The 13,281-nt window shown below is 58.9% G+C and carries 14 protein-coding genes; 7 read left to right on the top strand and 7 right to left on the bottom strand.

Annotated elements, in window-relative coordinates; translation table 11 throughout:
- Positions 1 to 49 precede the first annotated feature (49 nt).
- Entirely contained in the window at positions 50 to 1,192 is a 1,143-nt protein-coding gene (locus tag AC25BC_RS15170) for a PQQ-dependent sugar dehydrogenase (protein ID WP_128438217.1), read from the top strand.
- A gap of 4 nt (positions 1,193 to 1,196) precedes the next feature.
- Here AC25BC_RS15170 and AC25BC_RS15175 read toward each other — a convergent pair whose 3' ends face one another.
- Positions 1,197 to 1,667: a hypothetical protein gene (locus AC25BC_RS15175; RefSeq protein ID WP_012758423.1), complete on the bottom strand. Its 471-nt coding sequence runs from the start codon at positions 1,665 to 1,667 to the stop codon at positions 1,197 to 1,199.
- A gap of 99 nt (positions 1,668 to 1,766) precedes the next feature.
- On the opposite strand from AC25BC_RS15175, the gene AC25BC_RS15180 reads away from it, so the two are divergent.
- From AC25BC_RS15180 to AC25BC_RS15190, 3 genes are all read left to right on the top strand, one after another.
- Positions 1,767 to 2,657 carry a DMT family transporter gene (locus AC25BC_RS15180; protein WP_128438218.1) on the top strand — a complete coding sequence of 297 codons (891 nt, stop codon included), beginning with the start codon at positions 1,767 to 1,769 and terminating at the stop codon, positions 2,655 to 2,657.
- 486 nt (positions 2,658 to 3,143) lie between these two features.
- Entirely contained in the window at positions 3,144 to 3,359 is a 216-nt protein-coding gene (locus AC25BC_RS15185) for a cold-shock protein (protein ID WP_003561293.1), read from the top strand.
- 140 nt (positions 3,360 to 3,499) lie between these two features.
- Entirely contained in the window at positions 3,500 to 3,955 is a 456-nt protein-coding gene (locus AC25BC_RS15190) for a BA14K family protein (protein WP_017994798.1), read from the top strand.
- A 281-nt stretch (positions 3,956 to 4,236) separates the two neighbouring features.
- Here the strand turns inward: AC25BC_RS15190 and AC25BC_RS15195 are convergent, their stop codons facing one another.
- From AC25BC_RS15195 to AC25BC_RS15205, 3 genes are all read right to left on the bottom strand, one after another.
- Positions 4,237 to 6,156: a HAMP domain-containing methyl-accepting chemotaxis protein gene (locus AC25BC_RS15195; protein ID WP_128438219.1), complete on the bottom strand. Its 1,920-nt coding sequence runs from the start codon at positions 6,154 to 6,156 to the stop codon at positions 4,237 to 4,239.
- Positions 6,157 to 6,772: 616 nt separating this feature from the next.
- Positions 6,773 to 7,066 (bottom strand): helix-turn-helix transcriptional regulator, encoded by a 294-nt coding sequence (locus AC25BC_RS15200; protein ID WP_409565983.1) that lies wholly within the window; start codon positions 7,064 to 7,066, stop codon positions 6,773 to 6,775.
- On the bottom strand, positions 6,969 to 7,742 hold the full coding sequence (locus AC25BC_RS15205; RefSeq protein ID WP_164902982.1) for a cupin domain-containing protein: 774 nt from the start codon (positions 7,740 to 7,742) through the stop codon (positions 6,969 to 6,971). Before AC25BC_RS15205 ends, AC25BC_RS15200 begins: the two co-directional genes overlap by 98 nt.
- 295 nt (positions 7,743 to 8,037) lie before the next feature.
- Here AC25BC_RS15205 and AC25BC_RS15210 point away from each other — a divergent pair, with 295 nt between their 5' ends.
- From AC25BC_RS15210 to AC25BC_RS15220, 3 genes are read left to right on the top strand one after another with little or no spacing between them, the layout of a single operon-like run.
- The gene (locus AC25BC_RS15210; protein ID WP_128405958.1) at positions 8,038 to 9,006 is read left to right on the top strand and encodes an aliphatic sulfonate ABC transporter substrate-binding protein; all 969 of its coding nucleotides are present in this window, start codon (positions 8,038 to 8,040) and stop codon (positions 9,004 to 9,006) included.
- A gap of 19 nt (positions 9,007 to 9,025) precedes the next feature.
- Positions 9,026 to 9,868 carry an ABC transporter permease gene (locus tag AC25BC_RS15215; protein WP_012758428.1) on the top strand — a complete coding sequence of 281 codons (843 nt, stop codon included), beginning with the start codon at positions 9,026 to 9,028 and terminating at the stop codon, positions 9,866 to 9,868.
- A 4-nt stretch (positions 9,869 to 9,872) separates the two neighbouring features.
- Positions 9,873 to 10,610, top strand: a complete 738-nt coding sequence (locus AC25BC_RS15220; protein WP_128405959.1) for an ABC transporter ATP-binding protein — start codon at positions 9,873 to 9,875, stop codon at positions 10,608 to 10,610.
- A gap of 28 nt (positions 10,611 to 10,638) precedes the next feature.
- Here AC25BC_RS15220 and AC25BC_RS15225 read toward each other — a convergent pair whose 3' ends face one another.
- From AC25BC_RS15225 to AC25BC_RS15235, 3 genes are read right to left on the bottom strand one after another with little or no spacing between them, the layout of a single operon-like run.
- Positions 10,639 to 12,015 carry an ATP-binding protein gene (locus AC25BC_RS15225; RefSeq protein WP_017994806.1) on the bottom strand — a complete coding sequence of 459 codons (1,377 nt, stop codon included), beginning with the start codon at positions 12,013 to 12,015 and terminating at the stop codon, positions 10,639 to 10,641.
- A gap of 24 nt (positions 12,016 to 12,039) precedes the next feature.
- Positions 12,040 to 12,741: a response regulator gene (locus tag AC25BC_RS15230; protein WP_003581129.1), complete on the bottom strand. Its 702-nt coding sequence runs from the start codon at positions 12,739 to 12,741 to the stop codon at positions 12,040 to 12,042.
- Complete coding sequence (locus AC25BC_RS15235; protein WP_012758431.1) at positions 12,742 to 13,233, bottom strand: MarR family winged helix-turn-helix transcriptional regulator; 492 nt, start codon at positions 13,231 to 13,233, stop codon at positions 12,742 to 12,744. It lies immediately after the preceding gene.
- Positions 13,234 to 13,281: the final 48 nt, after the last annotated feature.

The raw sequence follows: 13,281 nt of genomic DNA on the forward strand, positions 1-13,281 counted from the left end.
CCTTCCCTGCACGCTCCACGTTCCACATGGAGAAACGACGGGGAGCAAGATGAAGAGAATATCCGCCTTCCATTTCGCCGCAGCGCTGGTCCTGATCGGCGCCATGTCCGCGGATGCGGCCGACATCGTCAACACGCAGGATCTCGCCGTCCGTGTCGACAAGCTCGCCGACGGCCTCCAACATCCCTGGGCGGTCGAAGTGTTGCCCGACGGGGCCTATCTCGTCACCGAGCGGCCGGGCCGCATGCGCATCGTCCGCGACGGCAGGGTTTCCGAGCCGATCGGCGGCGTACCCAAGGTCAGCGCTCGTGGTCAGGGCGGCCTGATGGACGTGGCGCTCGCGCCGGACTTTGCGACATCTCGCAAACTCTATTTCACCGCCGCCATCGCCAACAGCCAGGGCTCCGGCACCGAAGCCTTCAGCGCCGCGCTTTCCACTGACGAGAAGACACTCGACGCCGTGAGGCCTATCTTCAGCATGCGGCGCTTCACCTCGGGCAATATCCAGTACGGCTCGCGCATCGCGATTGCCTCAGACGGTACGCTGTTCATCAGCGTCGGCGATCGCGGCAACCGCGACCGCTCGCAGAACTGGCAGGACGATGCCGGCTCGATCATCCACATCAATACCGATGGCAGCATCCCTGCCGACAATCCATTCAAGGACGGCGGCAAGGCGCTGCCGGAAATCTGGTCGAAAGGTCACCGCAACCCGCAGGGCATCACCTTCGACGCCAAGGATGGCAAGCTCTATACTGTCGAACACGGCGCGCGCGGCGGCGACGAGATCAACCAGCCCGAGGCCGGCAAGAATTACGGCTGGCCGATCATCACCTATGGCCGCGACTATTCGGGTGCCGAGATCGGTGAAGGCACCGCCAAGGACGGGCTGGAACAGCCGCTCCATTACTGGGATCCTTCGATCGCACCAGGCGCCCTCGTCGTCTATCGTGGCGCCATGTTCCCGGAATGGGACGGCAATTTCCTCGTCGCGGCGCTGAAGTTCCAACTGCTCTCGCGCATGCAGCGCGACGACGGCGGCGCCTTCGTCACCGAAGAGCGCCTGTTCGAGGGCGAATACGGCCGCATCCGCGACGTCGTCGTCGCCCCCGACGGCGCCCTGCTGATGGTGACGGATGAGGACAACGGCGCGCTGCTCAGGATATCCCGAGCGCAAGCCCGCAACGGCTGAGACGTCATAACGAGCCGCGCAGTTCCTTGCGGATGACGAATTTCAACCCAGACCAGATCTCGTCGACGGCGCAGACCTTGACGTCGACCAGGCCAGTTGGGAGCAGAACCTCCCGCAGCACGTCCTCGGTGATATCGGTCGAAACCCGTGAACTCTTCTTCGGCCAGGATATCCAGACCATCCCGTCCGGTCTGAGGACGAGAAAAAGCGCGGGCGCGATGGCCTCCAGTGCCGCCCGTTCTGTCGTAAACAGATGCACATAGTCGAATGCACGGTGAGGCATCTCGGGAAGCGTGTGGACGACCGAAGCAAAACCGTCGAAACCATTGATGTCGCCGATCGTTTCGGGAATACCGAGAAGTGCGGCTGCCTGCCCCTCTGCAAGACCGAGTTTCCTGGCGAGCGGCGTGCCGGAATAGCCTACCGTCCCAGGCGCCACCGCACCGCCGGCCGGCTTCCGTTCTTCGCCTCGCATGTCTTCACCTCCGTCAACCGCCACGAAGTCTTCACCCTTGCCGAAAGGAAACGCAACTGCTAACCGCTTGGGCACATCTCCCTTCCCCTCGAGGACGACATGACGCGCGTTCAGGCGAACCTCCTCCTATTGCTTGCAGCCGCCATCTGGGGCGGCGGCTTCGTCGCGCAGTCGACGGCGATGAAGGCGATCGGCCCCTTCTGGTTCATCGGCCTGCGGTTTGCCGTCGCCACGCTGGCCGTACTGCCCTTCGTCCTTTTTGAAGCGCGCAAGGCAAAGGAAAAGACCAGCGCACGCCATGCCAAGCTCTATATCCTGATCGGCCTTGCCCTTTTCGGCGGCGCAGCCACGCAACAGGTCGGCCTGCAGACGACGACGGTGACGAATTCCAGCTTCATCACCGGCCTCTATGTCGTCTTCGTACCTGTTATCGCCGTCTTCTTCCTTCGCCGTGCCCCGCATTGGATCATCTGGCCGGGGGCGCTGATGGCGGTCAGCGGCATCTATCTCCTGTCCGGCGGCCATCTCTCGGCGCTGACACCTGGCGATCTGCTGACCGTCGTCTGTGCCGTCTTCTGGGCGATCCAGATCACCCTTGCCGGCACCACCGTTTCGGAGACAGGAAGGCCGCTTGCGCTCTCCGCCACGCAATTTGCCGTCACCGCAGTCTGTGCGCTGGCCGTTGCCGCAGCCGTCGAACCTGTCAGCCTTTCGGCGATACGGGCCGCTGCGCCGGAGATCCTTTATGTCGGCATCTTCTCCTCGGGCGTGGCTTTCGTGCTGCAGGTGATCGGCCAGCGCTACACCACGCCCTCGCAAGCCGCGATCTTTCTTTCTTCCGAAGCACTCTTCGGTGCCTCGCTTGCCGCACTTCTGCTCGGCGAGACGATGCCGGTAACAGGTTATGCAGGTTGCGCACTAATGTTTATCGCTATGCTTGTGGTCGAGCTCGTGCCCGGATTGACCCGCCGACGCCTGCCAGCCACGTGAACACGCGTCCAAATATGGGTGAGTCACACATCGGAAAAAAAATTATCGGATGCGGGAGACGCGTTCACGTTGCATTTTTGGGAAAATCTGCTCGGAATTTATATTGCAGACAATATAAAACGTTAATCATTCCCTATCGGCGAAGGAAATTTTGCGTTTTTGCGCAAATTGGATATCGGCAGGGATGTGCCAGGAACGACACGTTAAAAAACTTTTGCTTGCCAAAGTCCTTTAAACGCAGCACTCTCAGCGTGTTCGGGCATTTTGCGAGCATGGGAAGTCCTTAAGTATTTGCGCGCCGGGAACGCTAATATCCCGGTCAGCCGGTTCCGAAAATGGCGGGCGAAAGTCCTGCCTGGAACAGGTCGAGGTAGAGGGGACCTTTTTCTCAAATTTCAAGAATTGCCTGCCAACACCTCCCGCAAGGAGGGCAATGCTATGATGCTGCCCGTGTGGATGGCGGGCAGAGAGAAAAGGACCTGAGGCATGGCAGAGACTGGCACTGTAAAATTCTTCAATACCGACAAAGGCTTCGGCTTCATCAAGCCGGACCGGGGCGGCGCCGATATCTTCGTTCACATTTCTGCCGTTCAGGCCTCCGGCCTGGCCGGTCTGACGGAAAACCAGAAGGTAAGCTTCGACACGGAGCCGGATCGCCGCGGCAAGGGCCCGAAGGCCGTCAATCTGCAGATTGCGGGCTGAACCCTTAACAAGGCTGGCGAATTCGAGTTGAAGCCCGGCAGCAATGCCGGGTTTTGTCGTTCAGCCTTGGTTCAGCTACAAATCTCTACGACTGTGACCATCGAGAAAGGAACCGGCGTTCGGTTCCCGGGATTAGGATTATGATGATGAACAGGCTCGCCAAGACCCTTCTGCTGACGGCAACCGCTGCCGCACTCACGCTTTCCGCCATCGGTGAAGCGTCGGCCCGCGACCGCCACTGGCGCCATGGCAATCACGGCAACAACGATGCGTGGGTCGGCGGCGCCGTCGGCCTTGCCACCGGGCTGATCGTCGGTTCGGCCATCGCCAATGCCAATAACGGTCCGGTTTACGAAGAGCGCCGTTACATCGACCCAGCCTACGAGCCGGATTACTACGAGCCCGCTCCGGTCTATCGCGCGCCGCGCCGCGTCTATGTCGATCAGCCGGAATATTACGCGCCGGTCCGCACGGCGGTAGAGCCCTGGTCGCCGCAATGGCAGCGTTACTGCTCCTACCGCTACCGCTCCTTCGATCCGCGCAGCGGCACCTATATCGGCAATGACGGCCGCAGCCACTTCTGCACCGCCGGCTGATCTCCCGATATCCTCAATGCCAAGCGCCGCTTCTCAGCGGCGCGTTCTTTTTGTCTACCCGTCGGCTGATGTTTTCCAGCCCATGACACCGAAAATCGAATCGACTTCGGAAAGCAATATGCGCAATTCGAAGGAATAGAGCGTGTCCGCGTCGCAATGCTCAATGCTCAAACGATCGATACCAGCAAGGCATCGGGCCTGATTTGGTGGTGTTTATGGAGCGGTTCAAAGAAACACTTTCGCGATGGAAGCACCGCAACCATCGCGAAACGAGGCAAACGTCAGAACTCTTGCCAGTCGTTCAATGCCACGCTTGACGCTTGGCTCCCACCTCCGAATGCCTTCGCGACCCTGCTTCCCAACACTCTGGCGGGAGAATCAACCTGCGGGCTCCGCGCCTCCGCAACATAGACGCGCGGACCCGTTGACCCCTGCCGAATAACCGCAGCGACCTTGAAGGGCGCGACCAGTTGCTTCAGCTTCGCTGATTCCTGGGCAAGAGTAGCGGCAGCTGCTGTGGACTCTTCCACCATGGCGGCGTTCTGCTGCGTCACCTGATCCATCGTATTAACCGCGGTGTTGACCTCAGACAGCCCGACGGATTGCTCCTTTGCCGCGACAGTGATTGCGTCCATATGAGTATTGATCTGGCCGATGAGCCCGCCGATCGAGTCAAGCGACTGACGCGTATCGCGGACGAGTTTAACGCCGCTTTGAACTTCCGTGGATGAATTCTGAATCAGGCCTTTGATCTCCTTGGCGGCTCGTGCAGCGCGCTGGGCGAGTTCTCGCACCTCTTGTGCAACCACCGCAAACCCCTTCCCCGCATCGCCCGCGCGCGCGGCTTCCACGCCGGCGTTGAGCGCCAGTAGGTTCGTTTGGAACGCGATTTCGTCGATCACCCCAATTATGTTGGAGATCTGTTGCGAGCTTTCCTCGATCCGACGCATGGCATCCTCAGCGTCGGAGACGACCTCGGCAGATTTCGCAGCGCTGTGATTGGCTTGCGTTGCGACCCGACGTGCTTCCTCCGTGAGCTTGGCAGATGAGCCGACGTTGACCGTGATCTCATCCAGGGCTGCTGCGGTCTCCTCCAAGGAGGCGGCCTGTTGTTCGGTTCTTTTTGCGAGATCATGAGCGCCTGACGCAATTTCCGACGTCCCGCTATCCATCGTTGAAATGCTGTCTACGATTGCTGAAAGAGCGGTCCCGAGCTGCTGCACCGATTGATTGAAATCGTGACGCAACGGCTCGAAATCAGGAGCGAATGCTTCCTCCAACTGGAAGGCGAGATCCCCCGCGGCCAACCGCTTTAAGCCCCCGCCAATGCCCGAAGTTGCCGCCCTGAGACGTTCATTGGCTGCCGCTTCGGCCGACTGCTGAACAGCGATGCGATTTGCTTCCTGGAGATTGCGGCCAGTCTCAGCTTCTTCTTCCAAGCGAGCATTGGTGATCGCGGCCTGGCGGAATACTTCGACCGCCGCGGCCATGGCGCCAATCTCGTCGGCGCGCCCCGCGAAGGGAATCTTCATGCTGGTGTCGCCGGATGCGAGCTTGCGCATCGCGGCCGTTATCTTCGTGGCCGGGTCGGCGATGGCGTACACGGCAAAAGCCGCGGCGGCTGCGACCAAGATCAGGCTGACCAAAAGAATGATGAAAGTGAAATTCAGGGTCGAGCCATAAACCTGAAGGCTGGTCTGGTGAGCCTGCTGACCTCTTTCCATGGCGGATTTCACCAGATCATTGGCTAACGCAGTCATTTTATCAGCGATATTCTTAACATCGGTCGCAAAGACGCCTGTGGCGGCTTGTCCGTTGCCTTCATAAGAATAATCCATCATTTCCCGCAGAGGTTTGTCATAGTCCTTCGCGACTGCTTGCATTTTTTCAAAGATTTCTCTCTCGTGCGGCGTCGTAATTAGGGGCTCGTATGCCTTGATCTCTTCGTTCAGTTTCGTCTTCTGGGAGGAGACGAGCGTTTCTGCAAATTTCTTCTGGTCTTGCGTTGCCTGCAACAGATGGTTGGCCGCCAAGATGCCTAGCTCGAATCTCGCCTGAGCAATTTGATGAGCCTGATGCACGCTTGGAAGGTAGCTCTCGCTAAACTCCTCGGTCTGCTCGTTGAGTATCCGCATGCCGCTGATGGCGGCGTATCCGAATGCCGCGACGAGACATCCTAATAAGAAGAAGATGCCAACCATGGCCACTTTGATACTCGGTCTTTGCACGATCTAGCCTCTCTATGCTTTTGCAGTTCGCTTCCGCTGCGGGTTCTCTCAAGGTGGTGGCACCGCCGCTGGTGATCTCGAACGAAAGCCGATTAACTCGCTCCTCACGGTTAACGACTGCGCGCAGAATCTATGATTGAAACGAAAGATGCGCTTAGCGGACAGAGCCTGCGTCTGTCGAATAGACATGCGTTGCGCTCGTTTCGTCATACGCGAGTGAACAGCTGGACCAGCGCGACAACTAATCCCTCAAATAACTCTTTGCGTAGAACTTGAAGCGCAGAAACTTGTGCAGTCGGCGCTTCGAGCGCTCGTCACTGACCGGGAAGAGATCACAATCTTAAACGGGACAAAGGCAGCTCACTCGAGAGATAATGCAGGCCGGTTGGGTGATGCTTGATCAGGCCGACATGGCGGGCCGGTTCACCTTGAAAGCGATCTCGTAAAACCAGACGTGAGGGGATCGCCCACGCTCCCGAAATGTCCTTAGAGCGCCGTGCGTCCTTTCGGACAAACAAAGGACGTTCCAACTCTTTCAATCCTCGCATCGCGTCTTCCGAAAATCGATGCCGATTTTCGGATCGATGCGCTAGCCTCTCTTGGAAAAGGTTTGAGAAGGCAATTCGCCAAATCGGGAATGATAGTCTGCTGCGAAACGACCCAATTGGAAAAATTGCCACGTTTGGGCAACCTGAGCAATCGTTCTCACATTGTCACCCGTCAGGAGTTCTTTGTGAACGGCTTCCAGTCGGAGATCCTTAAGATAACGCATTGGACTCGTGAACTTAAATTGTTGGAAACCTAGTTGTAATGCACGCGTGCTGCCCCCTGATGCCTGCACGATTTGCTCCAAAGTAAGGACCTCGTGCAGGTGAGCGCGCATAAACTCGATTGCCCTTTTTACTTGGCGAGGTGACGCGGTCGCCCCCCGCATGCAATCGATCGGAGAAGGAGTGTTGTAGCGAGCCGAGCGCGAGGTTGAAGAATGCGTCCGAAAGGTTGGCGAACACGCTTGGTGGCAGCGACGCAATATTTGACCCACCCTCGAAGATGAAATTGGCCAATTGGCCGAGCAGACACCCGGCACCATTGCTTAGGTCGATCTCGGGATGAAACGCGAAATTGTCTCCCACTGATGTCTCCAGGATGACAGAAAGCCGACGTTGCATTTCGGTTCGATCGACAGCTACGGTCAGGTGCCTGCGCCGCTCGGCGATGTCAAAGCCTCTATTATGCACCGCGTCAATTATAACTCCTTTTCCCGGAGCTGATGCGAAGTCCTCGGAAAGACCCCGTATATTTGCAGTGCCTTCGTCCGGGAGAACGACAAGCAGTTTATCCCCCTCCGCATGTCTGGTGTTGCGCATGCGCCCTTCATAGGCGGCTTTTATCAGAGTCATCGGTCCAAGGCTGACCATGTCACAACGAAAAGACAGCTTTCCTTGATCCAAGGGCTCGACCGTCACCGACGATGCCGAAGTCGAAAGGAAGTGCGCTAGTCTATCCGGGTCGTTGCCGCTTTCGGCGGCCCGGATAATCGTCGGACTATTTTTCTTCAATGGGATCTGCCTTCCGTGTCAATTTTGTAACATCACGTAAGCGCGCTTTCACTCTTTGAACAAGAACCGCAAAGAGCCCAAGGACGGCCTGCGGACCGCCGCTTTCTTTCTGTCGAACCGTCAATTGGCCTCTCCCGACCCTCCGCTTTCTCGACATTGCGCACCGCACCACGCGTCCCCGCGGCCGAGGAAAAATATTTCTACAAATTCCATAGAAATAGAAGTTATAAGTTTCTCGCCCGTCACCAGTGCCCGTAGAACGTATCGATGGCAATCGTAGGGAGAGGAATAAGTTATGGGCGTGTTTCGTTCGGCGATAATCGGTGCCGCGGTTGCCTTGGGACTGGGGCTGTCATCGGCTGAGGCTGCCGATCTTTCGGAAATCAGGATCGACTGGGCGACGTATAATCCCGTCAGCGTTCTTCTGAAAAAGGAAGGCCTGCTCGAAAAGGAATTCGCCAAGGACAATATCAGCATTCGCTGGGTGCAGTCCGCCGGCTCGAACAAGGCGCTGGAATTCCTGAACGCCGGATCGATCGATTTCGGCTCGACGGCGGGTGCGGCGGCACTGATCGCGCGGGTCAACGGCAATCCGATCAAATCCATCTATGTGTATTCGCGCCCCGAATGGACGGCTCTGGTCACCCGCGCCGACAGTCCGATTTCCACCGTTCAGGATCTGAAGGGCAAGACGATCGCGGTGACCCGCGGCACCGATCCGCATGTCTTTCTCGTCCGTGCCCTGGCCGATGCCGGCCTGAAACAATCGGACGTGAAGCTGGTCCTGCTGCAGCATGCCGATGGCAAGCTGGCGCTTCTGCGCGGCGATGTCGATGCGTGGGCCGGGCTCGATCCGCTGATGGCGGCCGCCGAAGTGGACGACAAGGCAAAGCTCTTCTATCGCAAGCCGGAAAACAACAGCTGGGGCGTGCTCAATACGACCGAGACCTTTGCCGCGGACCATCCCGATATCATCAAGCGCGTCATCGCCGTCTATGAGCAGGCACGGGCGGAGGCGCTCGCCGATCCTGCGGCACTCAAGGCGGCACTGGTGGAAGCGGCAAAGCTGCCGGACGACGTGATCGCCAAGCAACTGGAGCGGACGGACATATCGCAATCGACGATCGGCGATCTGCAGCGCGATACGATCTCGAAAGCGGGCATCGCCCTGCAAAGCGCCGGTGTCCTGCCAGCAGACGTCGACATTCCCAAAGTCACGAACGAGCTGATCGACGATCGTTTTGCGGTCGGGAAAACCCAATAACAGAGCATAGATCATCGCGATGACGGACTTGACCGAAACCGGTATCAAGACGGAAACGAGGACGCTGCGCTTGGTCGCGGCGTCTATCTTTTATGGAGTGAGCAACAAGGTGGCAGTGGCTGTTCTGCTACCGGCGCTCGGGCTCTTGTTCTGGGAGATTGCCATTGCGGCCGGCTGGTTCTCAGGCCGTCTCATGCCACCGCCATCCAGGGTCGCCGCGACGCTATGGGTGCTCTTGAAGTCTGGTGAACTGCTCAATCATATCGGCATCACCACGGTACGGGTGTTTTTCGGATTTGCGATCGGCGCCGTCACGGCCACGATCGCCGGCGCTATAACTGGATATTTTGGGCTCGCCCGTCGACTGATCGATCCATCGCTTCAGGCGCTCCGCTCCATTCCGTCAATCGCCTGGGTACCGCTCTTCATTCTCTGGTTCGGGATCTTCGAGACATCGAAAGTGGCCTTGATCGCCGTGGGAGTCTTTTTTCCGGTCTATCTCGGCATCTCGGGCGCAATCCTCTCGGTTGATCGCAAGATTGTCGAGGTCGGGCGCATCTTCAGGCTTTCCGGCTTCACGCTGGTGCGGCGGGTCATGCTGCCTGCGGTCTTCCCGGCCTATGTGACTGCCTTGCGATCCGGCCTCGGTCTCGGTTGGATGTTCGTCGTCGCAGCGGAATTCATGGGCGCTTCGGAGGGCCTCGGCTATCTTCTCGTCGATGGCCAGCAAATGGGCAAGCCGGACCAGATCATGGCTGCCATCATCGCCTTCGCGGTCGTCGGCAAGTTGACGGACAGTCTGCTGCTTGCGGCGACGACACCTTTCCTGACCTGGCAGGACAGTTACAGGCGTGAGGGATGAGTTGATGCTGACGCTGCGAAATTTGGAAAAAACCTATGCAAATGGGGTTCGTGCTCTGGAGGGTTTCTCGCTCAGGCTGGCTCCGGGAGAAATCGTCGCCGTCATCGGCGGATCCGGCTGCGGCAAGAGCACGTTGCTGCGCTTGATCAGCGGCCTCGACATTCCCACGCAAGGAACAGTCGAGCTGAACGGCGAAAAGGTTACCAAGCCGCATCCGCTGATCAATCTAATCTTTCAGGAGCCGCGCCTATTTCCATGGCTAAGTGTCGCAAACAATGTTGGCTTCGGCCTCGCCGAACTCGAAGGCGATAATCGCAGGCAGCAGATAGAGGCTGCATTGGAAAAGGTGGGCCTCGGGAAATTGGGCGGACGGTGGCCGAAGGAGTTGTCAGGTGGCCAAGCCCAGAGAGTAGCAATCGCCCGCGCGCTGATTACCCGACCGGAAGTGCTGCTGCTGGATGAGCCCTTTTCGGCCCTCGATGCCTTCACGCGCGCCGATCTGCAGGATCACCTGCTCGACATATGGGCCGAAACGCGCCCAACGCTCGTGCTGGTGACGCATGATATTGACGAGGCGCTTGTCCTCGCCGACCGAATTATCGTGATGCGACCATGGCCCGGTCGCATTCTCGAGGAGATCGGCATTGACCTGCCGAGAAAGCGTGATCGGGCATCGGCATCGTTCGAGGCCGCGAAAAGACAGTTTCTCATGTCGCTCAATGTATCGCTGCGGTCCACCTGATATGCCGCCGATTTGGCGCAGCCCCTGCCTAAGCCGGGATGCGGATCGTTGCCCTCAGCCCACCGAGCGGGCTGTCACTGAGCGTGACGTTGCCGCCGTGGCTGCGGGCAATGTCGCGGGCGATCGCAAGGCCGAGCCCGGTCCCTGATGCATCGAGGTTGCGCGCCGTATCCAGCCGGAAGAACGGCTTGAACACGTCCTCACGGTTCTTTTCGGGAATGCCGGGCCCGTCATCGTCGAAGATGACGGTCAGCCATTTGGCATTGTGCTTGGCCTCAATGTCGAGACTATCGGCATACCGGCGCGCGTTCGAGGCAAGGTTAGTGACGAGACGCATGAAGGCGTTCGGTCTGACGGAAATATCGTCATCGCCTTCGATCGAATAGCTGAATTTTTTACCGTACAGGGCGAAATCGGATTCCAGCTTTGCGAAGATCTCGCTGAGTTTCAGCTCGCCGACACCCTCTTCGACCTCGCCGCGTGCAAAGGCCATGTAGGCCTCCAGCATGGTCTGCATGTCGTTGACGTCATCGTTGAGGCCATGCAGGTCGGGATTGTCGCCGGCCAGTGCCAGCTGCAGCTTGAAGCGGGTGAGGATGGTGCGCAAATCATGGCTGACGCCGGAGAGCATCGCGGTACGCTGCTCGATCTGCCGTTCGATTCGCTCGCGCATTAGGATGAAGGCAAGACCGGCGCGCCTGACCTCGTCAGCCCCGCGCGGATAGAAATTATCGGGCTTCTGCCCCTTGCCGAAGCTTTCGGCGGCGCGCGCCAAGGTGAGGATCGGCCGGATCTGCCCGCGCAGGAAGAGGATAGAGATGCCGATCAGCACCAGCGAGGTGCCGACCATCCAGACGATAAAGATATGCGTGTTCGAGGCATAGGTCTGGCTGCGCTTGGTCAGCACCCGCAGGATCTTGTTGTCGAGTTTAATGCGGATCTCGACGAGGTTCGAGTTGCCGACCGTGTCGATCCAGAAAGGCCGATGGATCTCGTCGGTGATCTCGTCACTGAGGATGCCATCGAGGATCGAGAAGAACGGTTTGACGCGCGGCGGCGGCAGGTCGCCATCCGGCTCGATCGAGATCTGCAGGCTGAGCTGGTCGCGAGCGATGCGGATGATTTCGCTATAGTCCGAATTCTGCGGATAGGTCTCGATGATCTCGATGATCGCGGCGATGTCACGGGTGACCGCAAGCGACAGCCGCTCCGTTACCATTTGCCAGTGGCGCTCCATGAAGACGGCGGCGACGACGGATTGCAAGAGCACCATCGGAATGATGATGATCAGCAGCGAGCGTGCGTAAAGTCCGGTCGGCAGCCGCCGGCGCAGCCAGCGGACGATCGAACGCCAGCCCGGCGCAGAAGTGCGGTCTTCCCGCCGCAAACTGTCGATCGTCACCATCAGCGCCGGTCCCGAACCTTGAGTTTAGTCGATGCTCAGCCTGTATCCGATACCGCGCACGGTCTGCAGCCAGACCGGATTGGCGGGATCATCCTCGATCTTACGCCGTAGCCGATTGATCTGCACGTCGATCGTCCGCTCGCCGACTTCGGTATCGTTGCCGATCAGTTCATGGCGCGGGATCGTGTCGCCGGCACGGCGCGCAAAGAGCAGCATGATCTCCTGCTCGCGGTCGGTGAGCCGGATCACCTCACTGGCTTTCTTCAGTTCCTTGCGGGTCAGCGAGAAGGTGTAGGGGCCGAACATCACCTGTTCGATCTTCGGTCCCTCGCCGCCGGCGTTGCGACGCAGGATGTTGTTGATGCGCAGCACCAGTTCGCGCGGGTCGAAGGGCTTGGAAAGATAGTCGTCGGCGCCTGCCTCGAGGCCCTCGATGCGGTTGCCCGATTCTGCCAACGCCGTCAGCATGATGATCGGCACGTTCTTGATGGCGCGAAGTCCGCGGGTGACGTCGATGCCGGATTCGCCAGGCATCATCACGTCCATGATGATGAGGTCGAAATCGAGACCCGCAAGCTTGCGCTGCGCCTCGGCGCCGTCGGCGGCGACGGTAACGCGGAAGCCGTTCTCGGCGAGATAACGATTGAGCAGCGCGCGGATGCGGGAGTCGTCATCGACCACCAGCAAGTGCGCCGCATCGTCGGAAATACCTGTCTTGACCGCCATTCAATCCGCCCTCTGTCTGTCCCGCATTCCGCTGAGGAAAGCTTTTACGCCCTCCCGCACCTCCGCAGAAGCCCCTTCGAATGCCCGCTCAATGCGGCGCGATTGCGGCTCAGCAAGGGCAAGCGCCAGCTCTCGTCCCGATTTCGTTGGATAAAGCTTGCGTTGCCGCCGGTCCTCGGGACCTGCCACCTGGCGAATATAGCCTGAATCGATCAGCTGTTTCAGCACCCTTGCAAGGCTCTGCTTGGTGATCTTCAGCGTATCGAGAAGATCGGCCACCGTCATGCCGGGATTGCGGTTGACAAAATGCACGACGCGGTGATGCGCCCGGCCGAAGCCGCTCTTTTCGAGGATGGCGTCAGGATCGGAAACGAAGTCGCGATAGGCGAAGAAGAACAGCTCGATGATCTCGAAATCGATGATATCAGTATCTTCCATCGGCGTGGCCAGCGGCTCTGGCTTGCCTGCTTTCGGGCCGGTCTGTCGTGACACTCGGCATTTCCTTTCTTTGTCCGCGCGCGGCGGGAAACTTTCGCGAAA

The sequence above is a fragment of the Rhizobium sp. WSM409 genome (assembly GCF_057653825.1).

Coding starts and splice junctions, on each gene's coding strand:
- AC25BC_RS15190 (WP_017994798.1), top strand. CDS start 3,500: ATGATGATGAACAGGCTCGCCAAGACCCTTCTGCTGACGGCAACCGCT.
- AC25BC_RS15200 (WP_409565983.1), bottom strand. CDS start 7,066: ATGCGCGCTCACCTGCACGAGGTCCTTACTTTGGAGCAAATCGTGCAG.
- AC25BC_RS15210 (WP_128405958.1), top strand. CDS start 8,038: ATGGGCGTGTTTCGTTCGGCGATAATCGGTGCCGCGGTTGCCTTGGGA.
- AC25BC_RS15225 (WP_017994806.1), bottom strand. CDS start 12,015: ATGGTGACGATCGACAGTTTGCGGCGGGAAGACCGCACTTCTGCGCCG.
- AC25BC_RS15220 (WP_128405959.1), top strand. CDS start 9,873: ATGCTGACGCTGCGAAATTTGGAAAAAACCTATGCAAATGGGGTTCGT.
- AC25BC_RS15180 (WP_128438218.1), top strand. CDS start 1,767: ATGACGCGCGTTCAGGCGAACCTCCTCCTATTGCTTGCAGCCGCCATC.
- AC25BC_RS15195 (WP_128438219.1), bottom strand. CDS start 6,156: ATGGTTGGCATCTTCTTCTTATTAGGATGTCTCGTCGCGGCATTCGGA.
- AC25BC_RS15230 (WP_003581129.1), bottom strand. CDS start 12,741: ATGGCGGTCAAGACAGGTATTTCCGACGATGCGGCGCACTTGCTGGTG.
- AC25BC_RS15175 (WP_012758423.1), bottom strand. CDS start 1,667: ATGCGAGGCGAAGAACGGAAGCCGGCCGGCGGTGCGGTGGCGCCTGGG.
- AC25BC_RS15170 (WP_128438217.1), top strand. CDS start 50: ATGAAGAGAATATCCGCCTTCCATTTCGCCGCAGCGCTGGTCCTGATC.
- AC25BC_RS15215 (WP_012758428.1), top strand. CDS start 9,026: ATGACGGACTTGACCGAAACCGGTATCAAGACGGAAACGAGGACGCTG.
- AC25BC_RS15185 (WP_003561293.1), top strand. CDS start 3,144: ATGGCAGAGACTGGCACTGTAAAATTCTTCAATACCGACAAAGGCTTC.